Source organism: Chromatiales bacterium, from assembly GCA_020445605.1.
Taxonomy (GTDB): domain Bacteria; phylum Pseudomonadota; class Gammaproteobacteria; order JAGRGH01; family JAGRGH01; genus JAGRGH01.
On sequence record JAGRGH010000010.1, the window covers coordinates 22,818 to 41,621 of the forward strand.

Below are 18,804 nucleotides of genomic sequence, written 5' to 3' on the forward strand. Positions count from 1 at the left end.
CATGACGACGTTCGCATTGCTTGCGGCCGCGCTGTTCCTGCCGCTGTTTCCGGCGAGCATGCTGTTCAGCCTTGTCTATGCCCGCATCGCCAATGTCTGGGTGCGCATGGCGCTGTTGCTTGCCTGGCCACAGATCGGTCTGCTGGTGCTGGTGCAATCCGGCGCGGAGCCTCCGGAATGGGTCGCGTACTGGGCCGTGTTCACCGCGGCACTGTACGGATTCAGGGCCGTGGCACTGCGTGATCTGGCATTGTGGACCGCGTTCATGGCGGTCGCGTCCTGGTCGCTGCTGTGGGTGGCGGTCATGTTCGGCACTGCTGATGTGTGGCCGTACATTCATGCCGTGGGACTGAGCATCCCGTTCATGTTGCTGGCCTGGATTACAGCGCGGCTCGTGGCGGCCTGCGGGGCGGCGTTTGCGGGCGCGTGTGGCGGGCTTGCCATGAGCATGCCGCGCATCTCGCTCGTTCTGGTGCTTGCGATACTGGCGGCAGTCGGCACACCGTTGTTCCCGGCGTTCTTCACAATGTTGATGAACGTAACCGGTGCAATCGCGACCTTGCCGGGTGTCGCGCTGGCCATCCTGCTCGTATGGATGTTGTGGGCCTGGGCGAGTGGTCAGCTGATCCGTGGCATGGTCGTCGGGCCGGCGTCCGGTGAGCCGGCGACCGACCTCGGGCGTGTCGCCACAACGGCTTCACTCGCGATCCTGGGCGCCGTGGCGGCGGCCGGCCTTGTTGCGGCGGGGCGGTTCACATGAGCCCGGTACTTGCCGAGAAGCTGCGCGTTCGCGCCATGATCTACGTCGCGGGCAGACCGGTGCCGTTTTTCTGGCCCATGCGCTCGTTCATCCATCACAACCCGCTGCACGGGTTCGAGCATCTGCCGTTCAGTCAGGCGGTCGAGCAGGGCGCGCGGCTGTTCCATGCGCAGGGGTTCCTTCCGCGCGCGGTCTACCGTCGCTATCTCGCCGATGGCCAGGTTGACCGGGCGACGCTGGAATCCGGAGTCCGCGGTTTTGCCGCCGCGCGGGGCGACCATCTGCCGTTTGATCTCGCCGACTGGCTGCTCGCCGAGCTGGAGCACCATGATCGGCCGGTTGCGATAGAGTCCGCGCTTGCCGACGCCTCGGACGTGCATGCGGCGCTGAACGGCGCTGCGTCACCGGAGGCGGTTGAAATCACCGATGAAGCGCTGGCCGGCGCGCTGGAACGCGAATCGCTGCGCGCCCGGCCCGTCTACGAAGTCGTCGACTGCCTCTATGGTACGGACATCGGTACGGAACTCGATGAACGCGTCATCCGCGCCTGTCTCGACTTCTTCGACGAAGGGCAGTCGATCTGGTGCATGCCGGATCGCGGCATGGGCTTTTTCAAGGCCTGGCTGGCGGTCGCCGGCAATGATGTGCGGAGAACGCTTGATACGCTGCAAGCGGACGCACCGGACGGATTCGATTCCGATTCCGAGAGCATCATTGCGCGGGTGCTGACCGAACTTGGCGTCCACGAAAGCGACTGGCAGCCGTATCTCACGCGGGAACTCGCGCGTCTGCATGGCTGGGCCGGTTTCATACGCTGGCGTTCGGATGCCACCAACTATCACTGGGAGCAGCAATACCCGGGCGACCTGGTCGACTATGTTGCGGTGCGGATGTTGCTCTCGCTCACCCTGCTGCGCAAGCACGCACACGGCAGGCTGCCGACGACCGTCGGCGCGCTGCGCGAGTCGCTCAGGGCCAATCCGCGGGAATTCTATCTGCGCCGTGAATTCCATTCCGGTGGCCTGTTCGTCGAAATGGCGCAGCAACTCGAAGACGCGCTGTCACGCGGTAACCGTGCCCGTATCACGCAGGTGTTCGCGCAATACCGTGCGCGCAAACGACGCTTCGAAGCGGAACGCCAGGCGCGCAGCATGAAGGCGTTCGCACAATCCGCCGGTTTCTCCGACCAGCTTCGCGGCATGTCGGTTGAACAGTTTGGTGCGCTGGCCGACGCCCTGCATGCCTTCAAGGCCCACGAGGGCATGATCTGGCTTCAGGCCATGGAGGCGCATGCCATCGACGATCTGCTCAACGGCATTGAGCTCACCCTGCCGCAGCCGCGGGACAAGCGGCCGTTCGCGAAAGCGGCGTTCTGTATCGATACGCGCTCCGAACGCCTGCGCCGCAAACTCGAGTCCATTGGTGACTATGAAACCTATGGAATCGCCGGATTCTTCGGTGTTCCCGTGAGTTTCATGGAACTCGGCAAGGGCAGTGAAAACCACCTCTGTCCGGTTCTGCTCACCCCGAAGAACCTGGTCATCGAGATGACCACGGCCGGCGCGCAGGACGCGGCGGCGTTTTCCACGCTCGGCAAGGCCATGCACGACCTCAAGGAATCCGTGCTTGCGCCGTTTGTCACGGTGGAGGCCATCGGTTTGCTGTTCGGATTTGACATGGTCGGCAAGACACTGATGCCGACGAGCTATCAGCGCTGGCGCTCGCGACTCGACGAGCGCAAGCCGCTGACGCATCTCATCGTCGACAAGCTCAGTCGCGAGCAGGCGGATTCGTTCGTTCGCGCGGTGCAGCGTGCCGTGATCGTAAAGGCGGTGGAACGGGAGTTTGGCATCGCATCCGAGCAGATCACCGACGATCTGGTTCGTGAACTGCGCGAGGCGGCCCTCGGCCATCAGCCGGGTTGCCCGGTCTGTCAGGCGGCGCTGAAACTGGATGAGGCACGAACGAACAAATTCATCGACCGGCTGCGTGAGGGCTACCGGATCAACCAGGCCTTTGCGCAGTTGCAACTGGAACGTCTGGGGCGAATCGGGTTTTCGCTCGACGAACAGGTCGGCTTTGTGACACAGGCACTGCGCTCGATCGGTCTGACCAGCGATTTCTCGCGTTTCATCTTGCTGGTCGGGCACGGCAGCAGTTCCGAGAACAACCCCTACGAGTCCGCGCTGGATTGCGGTGCGTGCGGTGGCAGTCATGGCCTGGTCAGCGCGCGCGTGCTTGCGCAGATGGCGAACAAGCCCGAGGTGCGCCGTCGCCTGCGCGAGAAGGGGATCGACATTCCGGACGATGCATGGTTCGTGCCGGGCCTGCACAACACGACGACCGATGAAATCGCGCTGCACGATCTGGAGCTGTTGCCGCCATCGCACCTGATGTATCTCGATCGTCTGCGCAACGGACTGACCTCGGCGTCGCGCCTGTGCGCGCAGGAACGCCTGCCCAGTCTCGACCGGAACGCGCGTGGTCTCGACCCCGCCAGTGCCTACCGCAGCGCGCGGCGCAACGCCATGGACTGGTCGCAGGTGCGCCCGGAGTGGGGCCTGTCGCGCAACGCCTATTTTATCATCGGGCCGCGGGTGCTTACCCAGCACAAGACGCTCGACGGCCGTGCATTTCTGCACTCGTACGACTATCGCGTCGATCGCAAGCGCCGCCTGCTGGAGAACATCCTGACCGGTCCGCTGGTCGTCGGCCAGTGGATCAACATGGAGCACTACTTCTCCACCGTCGACAACGAGCGTTTCGGCAGTGGCAGCAAGGTCTATCACAACGTCGCCGGACATTTCGGCGTGATGACCGGCAACCTCAGCGATCTGCGCACCGGCCTGCCGGCGCAGACGGTGCTGGACCAGGGCAGGCCGTTCCACCAGCCGATGCGGCTGATCACCGTGATCGAGGCGCCGTTCGAACACGCCCTGAAGGCGGTCGAGGGTGTTGCCGTGATCAAGCGTCTGGTGCGCAACGGCTGGATTCGTCTGCTGATCGCCGACCCCGAAACCTCCATCGTTCATCTCTACGAGGACGCCGGCTGGCGCCAGTGCACGGGTGCTGACGCAGCCGCAATCGCCGCCGACGTCGCTGTCACACAGGAGTCAGCCAGCCCATGAAAAACCTGAATTTCAGCCAGCTGAAGAAGCTCGAGATCATCCTCGGCGGCGAGCATCGCGGGTTCGCCACGGATCTGCTGGACCGCGCCGGGGTCAAGGGCTACACGATCGTGAACAACCTGTCCGGCAAGGGCAGCCACGGTTTTCACGAAGGGCATCTGATGTTCAACGAGGACGACGTCCTGATCATGATCATCGCGGCGGTGCCCGAAGAACTCGTCAACCCGATCCTGCAGGGCTTCGCGCCGTTCTACAACGAACACTCCGGCGTGGTGTTCATCTCGGATATCCAGGTCACACGCCTGGTGAAATTCCGCGGCGGCTGAGCGCGCGGCTTCCGGCATATTCCGCGGCCGCCTGGCGGGCGGCCATTTGCTGCGTCCAAACGCGAGCCGGCGTTGCGATTTCGGCCGTCGACATCCAGCGGCGGCTCCGTAAGCCACCCCTCGATGCATAGATAAAAATCAATATGAATCGAAGATAGGATTTATTTGATCCATAGCCCATCATCTACCTATGCTGATCTACACATCTACCGGATTCGTTCATCACTGCCACCCCAGCAACCGAACCAGGAGTTGACCATGGCATCGAAAGCGTATGACGCGGGCGTAAAAGAGTACCGCGAAATGTATTGGACGCCGGACTATGTCCCGCTCGATACGGACCTGCTTGCCTGCTTCAAGGTGACCGGCCAGCCCGGTGTGCCGCGCGAAGAGGTCGCCGCTGCGGTGGCAGCCGAATCCTCGACCGGCACCTGGTCGACGGTGTGGTCGGAACTGCTGACCGATCTCGAGTACTACAAGGGACGCGCCTACCGCATCGAGGATGTGCCGGGCGACAACGAGTCGTTCTATGCGTTCGTTGCGTACCCGATCGACCTGTTCGAGGAAGGCTCCGTGGTGAACGTGCTGACCTCGCTGGTCGGCAACGTGTTTGGCTTCAAGGCCCTGCGTCATCTGCGTCTGGAAGACATCCGCTTCCCGATTGCCTACATCAAGACCTGCGGTGGTCCGCCGAACGGCATCCAGGTGGAGCGCGACAAGCTGAACAAGTACGGCCGTCCGCTGCTGGGCTGCACCATCAAGCCGAAGCTGGGGCTGTCGGCGAAGAACTATGGCCGTGCCGTGTACGAATGTCTGCGCGGCGGTCTGGACCTGACCAAGGACGACGAGAACATCAACTCGCAGCCGTTCATGCGCTGGCGCGATCGTTTCGAGTTCGTCGGCGAGGCCATCCAGAAGGCGCAGGTCGAGACCGGTGAGCGCAAGGGTCACTACCTGAACGTCACCGCGCCGGACCCGGAACAGATGTACGAGCGCGCCGAGTTCGCGAAGGAGGTCGGTTGCCCGATCATCATGCACGACTTCCTGACCGGCGGTTTCACCGCGAATACCGGTCTGGCGAAGTGGTGCCGCAAGAACGGCATGCTGCTGCACATCCACCGCGCCATGCATGCGGTCATCGACCGTCATCCGAAGCACGGCATCCACTTCCGCGTGCTCGCGAAGTGTCTGCGTCTTTCCGGCGGCGATCATCTGCACACCGGCACCGTGGTTGGCAAGCTGGAAGGCGACCGGCAGTCGACGCTCGGTTTCGTTGATCAGCTGCGTGAATCGTTCGTGCCGGAAGACCGCTCGCGTGGCGTGTTCTTCGATCAGGACTGGGGCTCGATGCCCGGCGTGTTCGCCGTCGCCTCCGGTGGTATCCACGTCTGGCACATGCCGGCGCTGGTGACGATCTTCGGCGACGACTCCTGCCTGCAGTTCGGTGGCGGCACCCAGGGTCACCCGTGGGGCAACGCGGCCGGTGCCGCGGCCAACCGCGTGGCGCTCGAGGCCTCCGTCAAGGCCCGCAACGAGGGTCGCGAGATCGAGAAGGAAGCACGCGACATCCTCACCGAGGCGGCGCGCAACAGCCCTGAGCTGGCGATCGCGATGGAAACCTGGAAAGAGATCAAGTTCGAGTTCGACACGGTGGACAAGCTCGACGTCGGCTGATCGACGCAGCGCCACCATCACGTGTCAACGAGACGTTTAACCGAGGATTAACCGATGCCTAAATCACAGATGGGTGATTTCCAGACCGCGCAGACGCTGGAAACCTTTGGCTTTCTGCCGAAGCTCTCGCAGGATGAAGTACTCGATCAGATCGCATACCTGATCGCGCAGGGCTGGACGCCGGCGATCGAGCACGAGCATCCGAGCCGTTCGTTCAACCACTACTGGACCATGTGGAAGCTGCCGTTTTTCGGCGAGAAGGACCTCGGCAACGTCGTTGCCGAGCTGGAATCCTGCCACCGCGCCTATCCGGACCACCACATCCGGTTGCTGGGCTACGACAACTACACCCAGAGCCAGGGTGTCGCGTTCGTGGTCTACGAAGGCCGCGGGTAATCAGCGGCGGAGCGACAGCAAATGGTGGCAGCGGTCAGGCGCGTCCTGACCGTGCCGACCGGTGACTCAAACGATCCAGGCGAGTGAACACATGACACAGCAAAGCGGTGCCCAGGGACAAAGCGGACGCGCGTTGGCATTGGCCCGGCGCAAGGCCCTGTCCAGCGCCGGCAAGACGGCCGAGAAGTCGTCTGCGCCGGAACGTACGCGTGCGGACTCCATGAGTGGTTCCGGCGCCGCGCTGGTCCGCGTGGCGAGTGCCGCTACTTCGTCATCGGCGCCGAGCCGCGCGGGCGGCAGTGACTCGGGCTCCAGCCGCGCGGCGGCACTGGCCCGTCGCAAGGCGATGTCGAGCCGCGGCAAGCTGGCCGTGTCCAGTCAGGATCGTATTCGCGAGGGATCACGTGCGCAGACCAAGGCCGCATCGCAACCCGCGCCGGCCGAAGCGCCGCGCAAGCAGGACGGCGATTGTGGCTGCGGCTGCAACGGTGCCGGCGATTGCGGTGACCAGGCCGCGACGCGGACCGAATCCTCGGCCAGGCTCAACGGCCGTACGAAAACCCGTTCCGCCTCGCGCGGTAACGGCAGTAAGGATCCGGGCCGAGCGGCGTCCATGGCGCGGCGTCGTGCCCAGTCCGGGCGCGGCAAGGCGGGCCTGAGTACCTCGGGCATAACGACCGCGCAGACGGCACGTGCCGGCAATCCCGATCTGACCAGCCGCGAGCTGTCCAAGGCCCTGCGTGAGGCACGCAGCAAACGCGGCGGGGCGGGCCAGAAAAAGTCTGCACCGACCGGGCGTGTGCGTCCGGCACCCGAGTCTCGGACCCAGGCGGCTGCGCAGGACGCACCGTGGAAGGTCGGCGCCAGCCAGACCACCCGCGGCCAGACCGTGACCGGCACGATGGTGGGTCGCAGCCGCGATGTGACCGGCGATGAGGCGAGCACCTGTCGTGCCGTGACCGGCACCGAATACATGGGCGCGGACATCTTCCGCGATTTCTGTCAGACCGAGCCGAAAAAGGGCTTCAACCGGGTCGGCGCCAGCGCGACTTCGCGCGGCAATACCGTGACCGGCAACAAGGTCGGTCGCAGCAATCGCGTGACCGGCGACGAGCCCGGCACCTGCAAGAAGGTCACGGGTACCGAATACGTCGGCGCCGGGCAGGGCGAGGCGTTCTGCGGCACGAAGGCCGCAGCTGGCCCGTCCAAGATCACCAGCGCCGAGACACGCGGTGGCAAGTCCGTGACCGGCAACAATGTCGGCCGTTCGAGCAAGGTCACCGGCGACGAGGTCGGTGCCGACCGCGCGCTGACCGGCACGCAGTACATGCAGCTCGGCGACGACCGCGCCCCGAACAAGGTCGGCACCAGCAAGACCCTGCGCGGCGGCGCCGTGACCGGCACGATGGTCGGGCGTCGCGAGCGCATGACCGGCGACGAGGCCGGCAGCTGCCGCAACGTCACCGGCGATGACTACATTGGCCAGGAACAGTTCGGCTCCTTCTGTGCGTCCACGCCGGCGCCGAAGGACCGCAAGGTGGGCGTGTCGGCCACGCCGAATGGCGAGCGTGTCACCGGCACCATGACCGGACGTGGCGAGCGCGTGACGGGTGACGAACCCGGCACCTGCAAGGCCATCACCGGCACGCCGTATGCGGGTGCCGAGCAATACGGCGCATTCTGCGAACCGGACAAGGCGAAGGCCGCCGCGGCGCGCATGCAGGACAGCAAGCGTCGCTTCGGTTCCGTGATGACCGGCCTGCAACCGTCGGTCCTCGGCAAGATGACCGGCGATCACAAGGGCGCCTGCGAACCTGTGACCGGCACGCCGTACGTGGGCTCCGACCAGGTCGCCGCCGCTTGTCCGGCCAGCGCCGCGGAACCGGGCAGCCCGGATTTCCCGCAGGCCATGGGTTCCACCCCGTGGGGCGCGTTCAGCGTCGAATCGCCTTCGCATGCCGCGACACCGCCGCAGATCGTCTCCGGCGTGACCGGCTCGGTGTACGAGGGCGGGGCGATCACCGGCCCGTTCGGCATGGCACCCGGCAAGGTGACCGGCACCGAAGAGGCGCGCTTTGGCCATCGTCAGACCCGCCGCGAAGCGGCGCCGGCCGAGGCGCCGATGATCGACGGACGCGTGAAATCGCGCATCACCGGCGAAGGTCAGGATGCGGGCTCGAAGATCACCGGCGACGACTGGGCCCGTGGCGACCGCGTGACCGGCACCGAGGGCAGGTCCGCCCTGGCCCGCAACCCGAGCCGCCGCGGCCCGGCGATGTCCATGGCCGCGGCCATGGCGCATGGTCGCCCGGACGACGTGCCGAACCCGGTCAGCAAGGTGACCGGCGGCAGTGGCAACACCGAAAAGGGCGCGCTGATCACCTATTCGGGTGGCGCGCGCGGCTAACCGAATCACGAACACAGAACCCGTAATCGACCATGCAACGCATGCACCGCCAATCTCCGGAGAACGTCATCGGCCCCGCGCCGTTGCGGCGGCCGGGTGCGGTTGGCCTCACGACGCCAGGACCGGTCGTCGCCGGGGCCGTACCTGCGGAGCGCCGGCAGACCGCCCGGCCCGGCCGGGCCAGGCCCGTGCGTGGTCATGCGCTGGTGCGCAGCGGCGAGAACACCCGCCTGCATGACTACGAACAGGGCGTAAAGACCGCGTTCGACGACATCGTGCCGGTGCTGCGCAAGGTCTCGGCCCTGCAACACGAGCGCGAGTTCGAGGATCTGGCGCAGGCGATCGCGCGTCGCGAACTCGGTTTCGAACTGCCGCAGGACATCCTCGCCGATGCCTGGGTCGAGCAGCTCGACATGCGTCGGCTGTATGCATGGTGCACGTTCGCGACCTACCGCCGATTCTGTGACGAGTTCTTTGCCAACGATCCGCTGGCCGCAGACGATGCGACGAGCTTTGATGGCTTCCTGCAGACCTGCGGCTTCCACACGCTGGACATCTCGCCGTGCGCGGACGGTCGTCTCGCGCATGTGATCCGCTACGTGCTGCGTCTGCCGCATCGCGCGGTGCGTCGCAAGTCGTATGCCGGCGCGATGTTCGACATCGAGGACAGCATCCAGAAATGGGTCGAGACCGAGATGCTGCGCTTCCGCGAAGGGCGGCCGAACACCGCCGATGCGCCGACGCGCTATCTGAAACTCGTTGCGTATCACTTCAGCTCGGTCGATCCGGCGCACGAAGGCTGTGCCGCGCACGGTTCGGATACCGCAAAGGCCGCAGCCGCCGGTCTCGAGCGACTGATCGGATTCCAGACCGCGATCGAGAACAGCTTCTGCTGCGGCGCGTCGATCGATCTGCTGCTGATCGGTGTGGACACCGACACCGATGCCATTCGCGTGCACGTGCCGGATGCCGATGGCGACATCGATCTGCACCGCTTCGTCGATGCGCTGGAGCTGTTCGATGTCAGTGCACGTTCGGACGCCGATCGCGCGAGACATGACATCCAGGATGCGATCCGCCAGGCCTCGCCGGGCGTGGTGCAGGGCACCGCGCGCCTGATCGAGCGCCTGATCGAGAACAACTTCTCGCAGATCGCCTATGTACGCGACTACCACGGTGAACACTACGCGGACATCGGCCACGCCGAGCGCTTCATTGGCGCGGGCGTGGGGTTCGAGGAGATCCAGCTCCGCAATCTCATGTATTTCGCGTACCTCAACACCGTCGAGGAAGCCACCCAGGACCTCGATGTCGGCATCAAGATCTTCACGGGTCTGAACATCCGCCATGGGTTGCCCGCGCCCGTCGTGGTGCGGTTCGACTACCACGGCCAGGTGCCTGGCGCGCGCGAACGTGCCGTGCAGCACTGCCAGCGCGTGACCGGTGCGATCAAGGCGCGTTATGCGGATCTGTTCGATCGCGGCCTTCTGCATGTCATGCAGGTCGCGCGCGACTGCAACTCGGACGCGCCGATCGAACTTCTGGAATGCACCGTGAACACGGACACCAAGGCGGGGGCGCACTGATGAAAATCTGTCAGGTGGAACGACCGCTGGTCGCAACCAATCGCATCACGGGTCTCGAACACAAGCACCTGCAGGTGGTTCGCGACGGCTCGACGCTGCAGGTCGCTGTGGATTCGGTCGGCTGCATACCCGGCGACTGGGTGATCTGCGTCGGCAGTTCCGCTGCGCGCGAAGCGGCCGGGAGCAAGGAATATCCCAGTGATCTGACTATCGTCGGCATCATCGATTACTGGCCGCCCGAACAGGGCGGGGGCCAGGCCGGGGCGTCGTGATGGAAATCTTTCAGGTCGAATCGCCGCTGGTCACGACCAGCCGTGTGGACGGGCTCAAGCACATCAGCCTGCGCGTGCTGCGCAACTCGAGCGGCAAGCAGCAGGTGGCCGTGGACACGATCGGTGCGCGCCCGGGCAACTACGTCTTCACGGTCAGTGGTTCTGCGGCGCGTTACGCGGCCGGTGATTTCGGGATTCTCACTGATCTGACGATCGGCGGAATCATCGACTACTGGGACGAACAACCGGGCTCGGCGGGCGCGACGACGCAGGTCCCGACGAACGTTTGATGATCACAACTCAAGTTCACTAGGAGACACGAAGATGGCAACTGAAAACTACGGTATCGCACTGGGCATGATCGAGACGCGCGGGCTGGTGCCCGCCATCGAGGCCGCCGACGCCATGACCAAGGCGGCGGAGGTTCGTCTCATCAGCCGCGAGTTCGTTGGTGGCGGCTACGTCACCGTGATGGTGCGCGGCGAGACGGGTGCGGTGAACGCTGCCGTGCGTGCAGGCGCGGATGCCTGTGAGCGCGTCGGCGATGGTCTGGTCGCGGCGCACATCATTGCGCGTCCGCACCGCGAGGTGGAGCCGGTGCTTGCCAAGCCGTAACCGGCCGCACACACGCTCATTGGTAACGATTGACTCCTTTACTATCGGAGATAAGACGATGGCTAGCGAAAATTACGGTATTGCGCTCGGCATGATCGAGACCCGCGGTCTGGTTCCGGCGATTGAAGCTGCGGACGCAATGACCAAGGCCGCCGAAGTGCGACTGATCGGTCGTGAATTCGTCGGCGGTGGTTATGTCACCGTGCTGGTGCGCGGTGAGACCGGTGCCGTCAACGCGGCGGTCCGTGCCGGCGCCGATGCCTGTGAGCGCGTGGGTGACGGTCTGGTCGCGGCGCACATCATTGCGCGTCCGCACCGCGAGGTCGAACCGGTTCTGCCGACCGGCGGCGTCGCTTCGTCGGCCCGGGCCGCCTGAGCCCTGACGGTTTCGTCAGAGCGAACGGATGCCGGCATCGCCGCCCGACACCAAGGTTCTCGGCTATCTGGGACGCGGTCTCAGCCTGGAACTCTCGGCGGTGCAGATGTACAGCACCCAGTCGCGGCTGGCCGCGACCTGGGGGCTGGACGAAGTCGCGAAGCGGCTGCGTGACGAATCACTCGAGGAGCTGGGGCATGCGGAGCGGATCATCGCCCGCATGCTGGCCCTCGGGGTCGCACCCAACGCCTCGCAGCTTCGGCCGGTCAAGCCCGTCGCAGACCTGCTGGGCCTGCTCCGGCAGGACCTCGACTTCGAGAACGAGCTAGTCGGGCTGTATGCCGACGCGGCCCGGCATGGTGCGCGGATCGGCAGTCACGACGATCGTGTATTCTTTCAGGCACTGCTCGAGGAAGAGCAGGCCCACGCCCGGGAACTCGTGCAGTGGATCCAGGAGCTGGAAACCCCGCATGCCGAACCGTCCACCCGGGCGGCACATCGTCGCTGATTGCATGAAGAGCCGCTGATGAAAGAGGCCTGGCAGGAGCGTTCGCGTCCCGCGCGTCTCGAACGCCGCTATCAGTTTCCGAACTATTCGGCGCTGCGTGATTTTCTCGATTGCGCGGCCGAGGTTTCGGAGCGTGAGGGTCTGTACCCGGACATGGGTTTTGGCCGCGACTACGTGAACATCACGATCCACTGCGACGAAGGCAGCACGGAGCTCAATGAGCGTCAGCGCAGATTTGCGGTGCTGCTCGACGAACACTGCCCAGCGGCCACTTCGGGCTGATCGATTGCCATGGCCGTCGTCGCACTGGTCGGAAACAAGGGCGGTGCCGGCAAGACGACGCTGTGCATCAACCTCGCGGCCGGTCTCGCCACGCGGGCGCCGACGGTCATCCTCGACGCCGATCCGCAGCGATCATCACTACAATGGCGCACACTGGCCGACCGCGATGATGCGGTGGCGGTGATGGACGCGACGGACGATGTCGCCGGCGCGGTTCGGCGCACACGCAGCCAGCATCGCTATGTGGTGGTGGACTGTCCGCCATCGGTACATGCCGAACAGACCGCGCAGGCACTCCAGGTCTGCGATCTCGCGCTGGTACCGGTGCAGCCCTCGCCGCTGGATCTCTGGGCCACGGTGCACATCGAGGACAAGGTGACCGAGGCGCGGCGCGTCAATCCGGGGCTGCGCGCGGTGCTGGTCATCAACCAGCTCGAACCCAGAACCAGACTCTCAAGACTCATGCATCAGGCGCTGGCCGAGCTGGGTCTGCCGGCGGCGCAGACCGCGATCCGCCGTCGCGCCGTCTATCGCAGCAGTGTGCTCGAAGGCCGCTCCGTCGTGGAGATCGGCAGCCGTGGCAAGGCCGCTGCCGACGAGATCAACGAACTCATCGAGGAGGTAGTCGCAACATGACGACAACAGACAAGACCGGCGACAAGCTCGTGGCGTCCATCCGCCGCACCAAGGCGAATGCGGCGAAGCCCACGGACGCAGCGGCCAAGCCGGCCGCGAGCGCTGCCGCATCAGGGCCGGCGAAGCGTGCGCCGCGACGCCGCACGAGTGCCGGCAACGGCGACGCCGCTTCGGCGATAGCCGCCGTCACGCAGCAGGCCTCGACCGATCCGTTCCAGTCGCGCGGTCGCATCTGGCCGGATTGATCGGCCAGTGGACCTGAGCAGGCGGCCGGGGAGAACCCAGTCGCCCAAGCGCCGTCACGCGAGACCCACAACACGATAGCGACCACCATGCCACCGTATAGCGAACAGACCTACACACCGCCGGCCGCGATGCCGGACTACCTGATCCGCTACGCAACGCTGCGCCAGTTGCAGGTATTCGAGGCGATCGTGCGTCTGGGCAGCTTCACGCGCGCCGCTGAGGAATTGTTTCTTACGCAGCCGACGGTCTCCATGCAGATCAAGAAGCTGGCCGATTCCATGGGGCTGCCGCTGTTCGAACACGTTGGGCGCAACGTGCGGCCGACCGAGGCGGGGCTGGAACTCTACGAATCCTGCCGGCGCATCTTCGAGACGCTCGCGAATCTCGAGATGAAGATCGCCGATCTCAAGGGCATCAAGCGCGGTCGTCTGCGCCTTGGCGTGATCACCACCGCAAAGTATTTCGCACCGGAAATCCTCGGCGAGTTCTGCAAGCTCTATCCGGGCATCGACGTGGCGCTGAAGGTCTCCAACCGTGACCGCATCCTCGAGCGAATCAACGCCAACGAGGACGATCTGTACATTCTCGGCCAGCCGACCGACCAGGTCGATGTCCAGATGTATCCGTTTGCCCCGAACCCGATGGTGGTGCTGGCGCCGCGCGATCATCCGCTGGTCGGCAAGAAAAACATTCCACTCGCGCGGCTGTCCGAACATCCGTTCATCCTGCGCGAACCGGGCTCCGGCACGCGCGACGCAACACTGCGTGCGTTCGATGCGATCGGTCTGCGGCCGAACGTGCGCATGGAACTCGGCAGCAACGAGGCCATCAAGCATGCCATCGTCGGCGGGCTCGGACTTTCCGTGCAGTCACTGCACACGCTGACCCTGGAAGGCTCGGATGGACCACTCGCCATCCTGGATGTCGAGGGCTTCCCCATCATGCGCCAGTGGTACCTGGTGCATCCCAAGGGCAAGGAACTCTCGTTGGTCGCGAAGGCCTTCCTCGAGTATGCGCTCGAAGTCGAGCCACACATGCGCGAACGCATGCAGAACCTGTGGCCGAAGCTCAGCGGCCTGTTCAAGACGATGAAAAAGAGCGCGGCACCGCCGCGTAAGAAGGCTAAGGGCCAATGACTGACTACCGTGAAATCAAGCTTTCCGCTCTTTGAAATCTGTCTGAGGAAGGCGACGTAAGTGGATTCGTAGAGTGTTCACTCGACAACGAGCTCGCATCTCCTAGCTCATTCAAGACTCGTCGCGTGGAAGCACGATTACCAGAACAAATACTTTCATTGCAAGCGCTGCTTCCTGGTTCGCAAACCTAGAGCACCCAAGGACGCGTGCTTCGCCCAATTTCGTGTGACCTAGAGGTTGGCCTCATCGACAAGTAAGCTCGCCGTCAGGTTCATGTCGGCATCGTAATCTTGGCAGGTCAGGAAAAGGTGGCTTCAGGCTCTTTCCCGCGAGAGACCACTTCACATCTTTTGCCGGAAACCAGTCTCCGCCCGGATCATTGCACTGAATTGACGATTCCGGAGCTAGCTTCCCCCGCATGGTCGAGGGCCCAAAGTCTTTACAGCCGCCCTCCCACTGCCACCACCTCGTTAGAGGCATCAGCACCGCGCCTTCCCATGTTGGCAGTCGATAGGAGTAGTACTTGCCGTTGTAGTCCCGAATCAGTAGGTCGCGTTGCCCGGGCGTTAACTCTGATCGATCCGGAAAATCGTCTTGTCTGCTCTCCTTAAATTGGCGAATCATTACCTCGCCTGGGCGAAGTTCGGGGACCGGTGGAGTGCCTCCGGCGTGCCATGCTGCGCGGGCTTTTGACGATGGGAACAGGCTTCCAATGAATGGTGTGGCGGCGACTGCAGCACCAAAGACCGCCAGCATAATCAGGACAATACGTAACTTTCGCCGATAGCCAACTATGGCGAACGACCGCTGGACCAGTGTTTCGCTGCGCGCTAGCTGCGCTAGGTGGTCTAACGAACTTGGTTGTATTTGCCGCTCCATGGGCGTGCAAGTCTCTAGAGGGCGATCGATTCACGAGGTACGGGTGAGCGTAGCAGCCGCCCGGCCAATTGGAAACCTCGAGAGGTGGGAGTGGCGTCGGTCGCACGCGATTTAGGGGGCGTCGTCTATACGGGCCGATAGACGACTGCGGCGGACAGCCTGCGGCGGCTAATGCCCGCGCATGCGGCGGGTCTTTTCCACCATGCGGTGGGTCGAGCGGTTGTTGTTGAACCGCGCGACCTGATGCAGCGGCACCCAGCGGATCTGGTGCGATTCGTCGTTGCCGGGAATCTCCAGGTCGTCATCCATCTCGATCAGAAAACGCACGTCGATGTGTTCGTGCCGCGGGCCAAGGTGGCTTCCCGGGATGGTGTGGATGTCCACGTCAAAGATGTCCGTGTCGACCAGCCGGATGTGTGACGGCTGCATGCCGGTCTCTTCCGAGGTTTCGCGCAGCGCCACCCGCAGGATGTCCGCATCACCGTCGGCATGACCGCCGGGCTGAAACCACTGGTCGTGCTTGCGATGGTGCAACAGCAGCACGCGGTCGCGACGCGGGTTCACGACCCAGGCCGAGCCGGTGACATGCGCGGGCCACAGATCGCGGTGAAAACAGTCTTCGTGCGCCTGCACGAACGCCCGGGCGCGGGACAGGTAGGCCGCCTCTTCCATGAAGCTGGTCGGGTGCGCGTCGAGCAGATCGAGCAGGTCCTGGCGGTGCATGGCGGCGCGGGTCAGGTCGTCGAGGGGTTCTCGACGGCCTCGATCGCGGCGGCCGCGGCCTCGTCCACATCGCCCTCGCGGCCGGACAGGATCAGGCGCCCGAACGCGCCCACGGCGCGCACATCGACCAGGGTGATGTTCGCGGCCTTCTCCGCCTGGTTCGCGGCATAGATGATGTAGCCGGCCGGCTCGGTCTCGAGGATGAACATGCTCTGGCCGGGCAGGATCATGGAGCCGCGCCGGTCCTGGCGATTGATCAGCACGGCGTGATCGGGCGTCATGCCGCGGATGACCTCCTGCCAGGCGATGCGGCAGCGTTCGCGGTCGTGCGCGCTCGCCCGCATGTTCGCCAGCACGATGCGGCCTGCCTCACGCACGTCGCTCTGGTCGCGCTGGTGGATGACCATGGAGCCATACGCCCGCTCGACGACCTGCTGCGAGAGATGCACGCGGGTCGCCTTGAGTGCGATGTCCGTCAGCCGATGGATCGCCATGCCGGGCGAGACCTCGACCCACAGGCAGGCATCGCCCGGCACCGGCAGAAACCCGCGCGACACCGTCGCCATATAGGCGGCGAGCTGCGGCTGCAGCGAGTCGATGTAGACGTAGGTTCTTAGCTTGATCATCCGGTTCAGGGGCCCAGGCCAACAACGGACCAACGCTAACCACGCAACGCCAGCCATGGATCACGGCAGGGCATGACGGCCCCGCCCATGGCGGCGATCGAGTCGCTGGCTGGTTGTACCTGTGCCCGGAACCGGCCGGGCAGACGGGAGGGTCTAGGCGGCGGCGGCGAGCGGGCTGTGGACGACCAACGAGAAGCGGCTGTGGAAGCTGAAGTCCTCGATATTCAGTCGTATGTGATGGTCGGGGTGCGCGGCAAGGCAGCGGTCAAGCTCGGTCACGAGCTTGTGGTCATCGCCGCTGTAACAACATTCCTGCCCCCACTTCCGCCACGGCGTGAACCGTGCGCCCATCACGGGCGTGTGCTCTATGCAGATCACACAGCCCTGTCTCAAACATGATCCAATCGTCTCGAGCACCGAGTCCGCAACGGAATGAACGCCGGCACTGTGTTGATCAGGTCGCATTGGCAAGCCCCTTCGCTTGTGGCGGTTAGAGCCGAGCTCTGCGGTGCCCCGTTCGGGGGCCATACGCAGATCGGCAAAGGGACTCTAATCGGAACGCCCGTGCAACGGAAATTGCAATTTTGCGTGTCCGACATCAACATCAATCTATAACCTATGGAACCGTCGCTGACCTATAGATCATCTGCACATCGTGCCCGGTGCCTGTGAACAGCCCCGTTTTCGGGGGCCGGGAGGCGGGGCGTCGGTCCGTGCGAAGCCGCCGAAAACGAACCGGCAGCCGGCCCGTCGGGAGAACGGGCGGGCCGGCTGCCCAAGGTGTCTTTCAGGTTGCTTCTGACACGACACCTTTATATACGGTGCGCGCGCCTCATTGGAAACTGATAGTTTCGATCCGAACCATCGAAATATGTCTATGCATCAGCCGGCACGTCGCGTGCGGTGCCGCGCGCCGGGCGTGTTGCGAGCTCAGTTGCCCCGCGGGTGGCCCGATCGTTGGCCGGGGGCGCTTTTGTAGCCGTTGAGGGGCGCAGTGTCCGAAGCGGGTCCGGCCGCTTGGATCTTCACCGGAATCGGCGCCGTTCGAATCGCCGCGACTCAGCGCGCGCCCGGCGGCATTGGAAGACTGTCGAAATTTCCCTTTTAGCAGCCCGATATCGCGAGACGGGGTCGTCTCGCCCGAAAATCGAACACGCAAGTGTTCGATTCTATTGAGCAACCGAAAACCGCGCTTTTCGGTTGCGAGGTTGAAAAGGCCATGACCGGGCCGTTTTCAACAACCTGTTAGACCCGGCGGTCTGTCTTGCGGCTGCGTGATCGGCAGGCGACCAGCGCGCCCAGCGTCAGCAGCGCAATGGCGCCCGGGGCCGGGACGGAGCCGCCGAACGGTGGCGTTGTCGCGGACCAGTGATGCACGGCAAACCCGCCTCGTGGATCAAATGCGGCCGCTGCGGCCGCACCTTGAACGAATCCCCAGAGCTGATCGAGCGCAAGCGCGGCGGCGACGGCGTCCGGACCGGTCGCAATGTCGAGCAGGTCGATTGTGTCCTGTTCGCCCTGTCCAAACAGGATGCTGAACTTCACGCCGAGGAAGTTGGCAACCAGATCGTCGCTGAAGCCTGTGTCGATCAGCGTGAACAGATGACGTTTCTCATCCCCGACGCCGGGCTTGGCGTCGAGATAGCCGATGACGAAGGCATGGGTCGGGTCGAAAGAAATCACATGTTCCAGCCTGGTTGGGCCGGAGCTGTTGATTGCAAAGGGATAATCCGCGCTGCGTTCGATGGCGTTCCACTCGAAGATGATGACGCTGTGAATGTCTTCGCCGGTGGGGGTTTCGGAAAACAGTTCTAGGTCATAGGTGATCTTGAAACCACCCCCGATCTCCATGACGCTGGCCAGGGCGTGGTCCGCTCCAAGCAACAGTAACAGTGCGAGAACGGTTCGGCCGAGTGCGTTCCGACGCCTCGGCGCCAAGCCGGCAATATCGACATGTGCGTTCATATTGTTTAGATTCCCCCGCAAGAACTGCCATTCTGTAACAGAATGCACGTGGCTGGGAAGCCCTGGCGCGCACGGCATTCGGCGGGCCCGGCTGCGGCATTCCGCTACTATCGACCGCTGCAAGCCGTTGAAATTGAGATAAAACGAAAAATCACACTGCATGGGTTTCGGGGCTCCGGCAGTCTGGGACGGATTGACGAGAGCTTTCCTGGTTGGCTGCGGGCGAGCGTTCAAATTCGCCGCCCGCGGGGTCAGCCCCATCT

Annotated in this window: 20 protein-coding genes; 16 read left to right on the plus strand and 4 right to left on the minus strand. The window is 64.2% G+C overall.

The window, feature by feature from the left end:
* The first annotated feature begins 1 nt into the window (after position 1).
* From KDG50_02085 to KDG50_02160, 16 genes are all read left to right on the plus strand, one after another.
* The gene (locus KDG50_02085; protein MCB1864191.1) at positions 2–760 is read left to right on the plus strand and encodes a hypothetical protein; all 759 of its coding nucleotides are present in this window, start codon (positions 2–4) and stop codon (positions 758–760) included.
* Positions 757–3,888 (plus strand): DUF2309 domain-containing protein, encoded by a 3,132-nt coding sequence (locus KDG50_02090; protein MCB1864192.1) that lies wholly within the window; start codon positions 757–759, stop codon positions 3,886–3,888. Before KDG50_02085 ends, KDG50_02090 begins: the two co-directional genes overlap by 4 nt.
* Positions 3,885–4,214: a P-II family nitrogen regulator gene (locus KDG50_02095; protein ID MCB1864193.1), complete on the plus strand. Its 330-nt coding sequence runs from the start codon at positions 3,885–3,887 to the stop codon at positions 4,212–4,214. Before KDG50_02090 ends, KDG50_02095 begins: the two co-directional genes overlap by 4 nt.
* 258 nt (positions 4,215–4,472) lie before the next feature.
* A complete protein-coding gene (locus KDG50_02100; protein MCB1864194.1) occupies positions 4,473–5,888 on the plus strand; it encodes a form I ribulose bisphosphate carboxylase large subunit in 1,416 nt (471 codons plus the stop codon).
* 54 nt (positions 5,889–5,942) lie between these two features.
* Complete coding sequence (locus tag KDG50_02105; protein MCB1864195.1) at positions 5,943–6,284, plus strand: ribulose bisphosphate carboxylase small subunit; 342 nt, start codon at positions 5,943–5,945, stop codon at positions 6,282–6,284.
* Between the two features lie 346 nt (positions 6,285–6,630).
* Positions 6,631–8,691 carry a CsoS2 family carboxysome shell protein gene (locus KDG50_02110; protein MCB1864196.1) on the plus strand — a complete coding sequence of 687 codons (2,061 nt, stop codon included), beginning with the start codon at positions 6,631–6,633 and terminating at the stop codon, positions 8,689–8,691.
* A 41-nt stretch (positions 8,692–8,732) separates the two neighbouring features.
* Positions 8,733–10,277: a carboxysome shell carbonic anhydrase gene (locus KDG50_02115; GenBank protein ID MCB1864197.1), complete on the plus strand. Its 1,545-nt coding sequence runs from the start codon at positions 8,733–8,735 to the stop codon at positions 10,275–10,277.
* Positions 10,277–10,549, plus strand: a complete 273-nt coding sequence (locus tag KDG50_02120; protein ID MCB1864198.1) for a carboxysome peptide A — start codon at positions 10,277–10,279, stop codon at positions 10,547–10,549. The genes KDG50_02115 and KDG50_02120 overlap by 1 nt, the downstream gene beginning before the upstream one ends.
* Entirely contained in the window at positions 10,549–10,839 is a 291-nt protein-coding gene (locus KDG50_02125) for a carboxysome peptide B (protein ID MCB1864199.1), read from the plus strand. Before KDG50_02120 ends, KDG50_02125 begins: the two co-directional genes overlap by 1 nt.
* 34 nt (positions 10,840–10,873) lie before the next feature.
* Positions 10,874–11,164, plus strand: coding sequence for a BMC domain-containing protein (locus tag KDG50_02130; GenBank protein MCB1864200.1), 291 nt, complete (start codon positions 10,874–10,876; stop codon positions 11,162–11,164).
* A gap of 58 nt (positions 11,165–11,222) precedes the next feature.
* Positions 11,223–11,540, plus strand: a complete 318-nt coding sequence (locus tag KDG50_02135) for a BMC domain-containing protein (GenBank protein MCB1864201.1) — start codon at positions 11,223–11,225, stop codon at positions 11,538–11,540.
* A gap of 28 nt (positions 11,541–11,568) precedes the next feature.
* Positions 11,569–12,048, plus strand: coding sequence for a bacterioferritin (locus KDG50_02140; protein ID MCB1864202.1), 480 nt, complete (start codon positions 11,569–11,571; stop codon positions 12,046–12,048).
* 18 nt (positions 12,049–12,066) lie between these two features.
* On the plus strand, positions 12,067–12,330 hold the full coding sequence (locus tag KDG50_02145) for a 4a-hydroxytetrahydrobiopterin dehydratase (protein MCB1864203.1): 264 nt from the start codon (positions 12,067–12,069) through the stop codon (positions 12,328–12,330).
* A gap of 9 nt (positions 12,331–12,339) precedes the next feature.
* Positions 12,340–12,966, plus strand: coding sequence for an AAA family ATPase (locus KDG50_02150; protein ID MCB1864204.1), 627 nt, complete (start codon positions 12,340–12,342; stop codon positions 12,964–12,966).
* A complete protein-coding gene (locus KDG50_02155) occupies positions 12,963–13,211 on the plus strand; it encodes a hypothetical protein (GenBank protein ID MCB1864205.1) in 249 nt (82 codons plus the stop codon). Before KDG50_02150 ends, KDG50_02155 begins: the two co-directional genes overlap by 4 nt.
* Before the next feature lie 87 nt (positions 13,212–13,298).
* Positions 13,299–14,348, plus strand: coding sequence for a LysR family transcriptional regulator (locus tag KDG50_02160; protein MCB1864206.1), 1,050 nt, complete (start codon positions 13,299–13,301; stop codon positions 14,346–14,348).
* A 1,047-nt stretch (positions 14,349–15,395) separates the two neighbouring features.
* Here KDG50_02160 and KDG50_02165 read toward each other — a convergent pair.
* From KDG50_02165 to KDG50_02180, 4 genes are all read right to left on the minus strand, one after another.
* Complete coding sequence (locus KDG50_02165) at positions 15,396–15,950, minus strand: NUDIX hydrolase (GenBank protein MCB1864207.1); 555 nt, start codon at positions 15,948–15,950, stop codon at positions 15,396–15,398.
* Positions 15,951–15,961: 11 nt separating this feature from the next.
* A complete protein-coding gene (locus KDG50_02170) occupies positions 15,962–16,576 on the minus strand; it encodes a BMC domain-containing protein (GenBank protein ID MCB1864208.1) in 615 nt (204 codons plus the stop codon).
* Positions 16,577–16,729: 153 nt separating this feature from the next.
* Positions 16,730–16,969 carry a ribulose bisphosphate carboxylase small subunit gene (locus tag KDG50_02175; protein MCB1864209.1) on the minus strand — a complete coding sequence of 80 codons (240 nt, stop codon included), beginning with the start codon at positions 16,967–16,969 and terminating at the stop codon, positions 16,730–16,732.
* A gap of 852 nt (positions 16,970–17,821) precedes the next feature.
* Complete coding sequence (locus tag KDG50_02180; GenBank protein ID MCB1864210.1) at positions 17,822–18,802, minus strand: hypothetical protein; 981 nt, start codon at positions 18,800–18,802, stop codon at positions 17,822–17,824.
* Positions 18,803–18,804 lie beyond the last annotated feature (2 nt).

Bases quoted from the DNA above. Each gene is read 5' to 3' on its own strand.
- KDG50_02160 (MCB1864206.1), top strand. From the start codon at position 13,299: ATGCCACCGTATAGCGAACAGACCTACACACCGCCGGCCGCGATGCCG.
- KDG50_02135 (MCB1864201.1), top strand. From the start codon at position 11,223: ATGGCTAGCGAAAATTACGGTATTGCGCTCGGCATGATCGAGACCCGC.
- KDG50_02125 (MCB1864199.1), top strand. From the start codon at position 10,549: ATGGAAATCTTTCAGGTCGAATCGCCGCTGGTCACGACCAGCCGTGTG.
- KDG50_02095 (MCB1864193.1), top strand. From the start codon at position 3,885: ATGAAAAACCTGAATTTCAGCCAGCTGAAGAAGCTCGAGATCATCCTC.
- KDG50_02155 (MCB1864205.1), top strand. From the start codon at position 12,963: ATGACGACAACAGACAAGACCGGCGACAAGCTCGTGGCGTCCATCCGC.
- KDG50_02165 (MCB1864207.1), bottom strand. From the start codon at position 15,950: ATGCACCGCCAGGACCTGCTCGATCTGCTCGACGCGCACCCGACCAGC.
- KDG50_02150 (MCB1864204.1), top strand. From the start codon at position 12,340: ATGGCCGTCGTCGCACTGGTCGGAAACAAGGGCGGTGCCGGCAAGACG.
- KDG50_02170 (MCB1864208.1), bottom strand. From the start codon at position 16,576: ATGATCAAGCTAAGAACCTACGTCTACATCGACTCGCTGCAGCCGCAG.
- KDG50_02090 (MCB1864192.1), top strand. From the start codon at position 757: ATGAGCCCGGTACTTGCCGAGAAGCTGCGCGTTCGCGCCATGATCTAC.
- KDG50_02115 (MCB1864197.1), top strand. From the start codon at position 8,733: ATGCACCGCCAATCTCCGGAGAACGTCATCGGCCCCGCGCCGTTGCGG.
- KDG50_02130 (MCB1864200.1), top strand. From the start codon at position 10,874: ATGGCAACTGAAAACTACGGTATCGCACTGGGCATGATCGAGACGCGC.
- KDG50_02120 (MCB1864198.1), top strand. From the start codon at position 10,277: ATGAAAATCTGTCAGGTGGAACGACCGCTGGTCGCAACCAATCGCATC.
- KDG50_02140 (MCB1864202.1), top strand. From the start codon at position 11,569: ATGCCGGCATCGCCGCCCGACACCAAGGTTCTCGGCTATCTGGGACGC.
- KDG50_02100 (MCB1864194.1), top strand. From the start codon at position 4,473: ATGGCATCGAAAGCGTATGACGCGGGCGTAAAAGAGTACCGCGAAATG.
- KDG50_02085 (MCB1864191.1), top strand. From the start codon at position 2: ATGACGACGTTCGCATTGCTTGCGGCCGCGCTGTTCCTGCCGCTGTTT.
- KDG50_02145 (MCB1864203.1), top strand. From the start codon at position 12,067: ATGAAAGAGGCCTGGCAGGAGCGTTCGCGTCCCGCGCGTCTCGAACGC.
- KDG50_02180 (MCB1864210.1), bottom strand. From the start codon at position 18,802: ATGGGGCTGACCCCGCGGGCGGCGAATTTGAACGCTCGCCCGCAGCCA.
- KDG50_02110 (MCB1864196.1), top strand. From the start codon at position 6,631: ATGTCGAGCCGCGGCAAGCTGGCCGTGTCCAGTCAGGATCGTATTCGC.
- KDG50_02105 (MCB1864195.1), top strand. From the start codon at position 5,943: ATGCCTAAATCACAGATGGGTGATTTCCAGACCGCGCAGACGCTGGAA.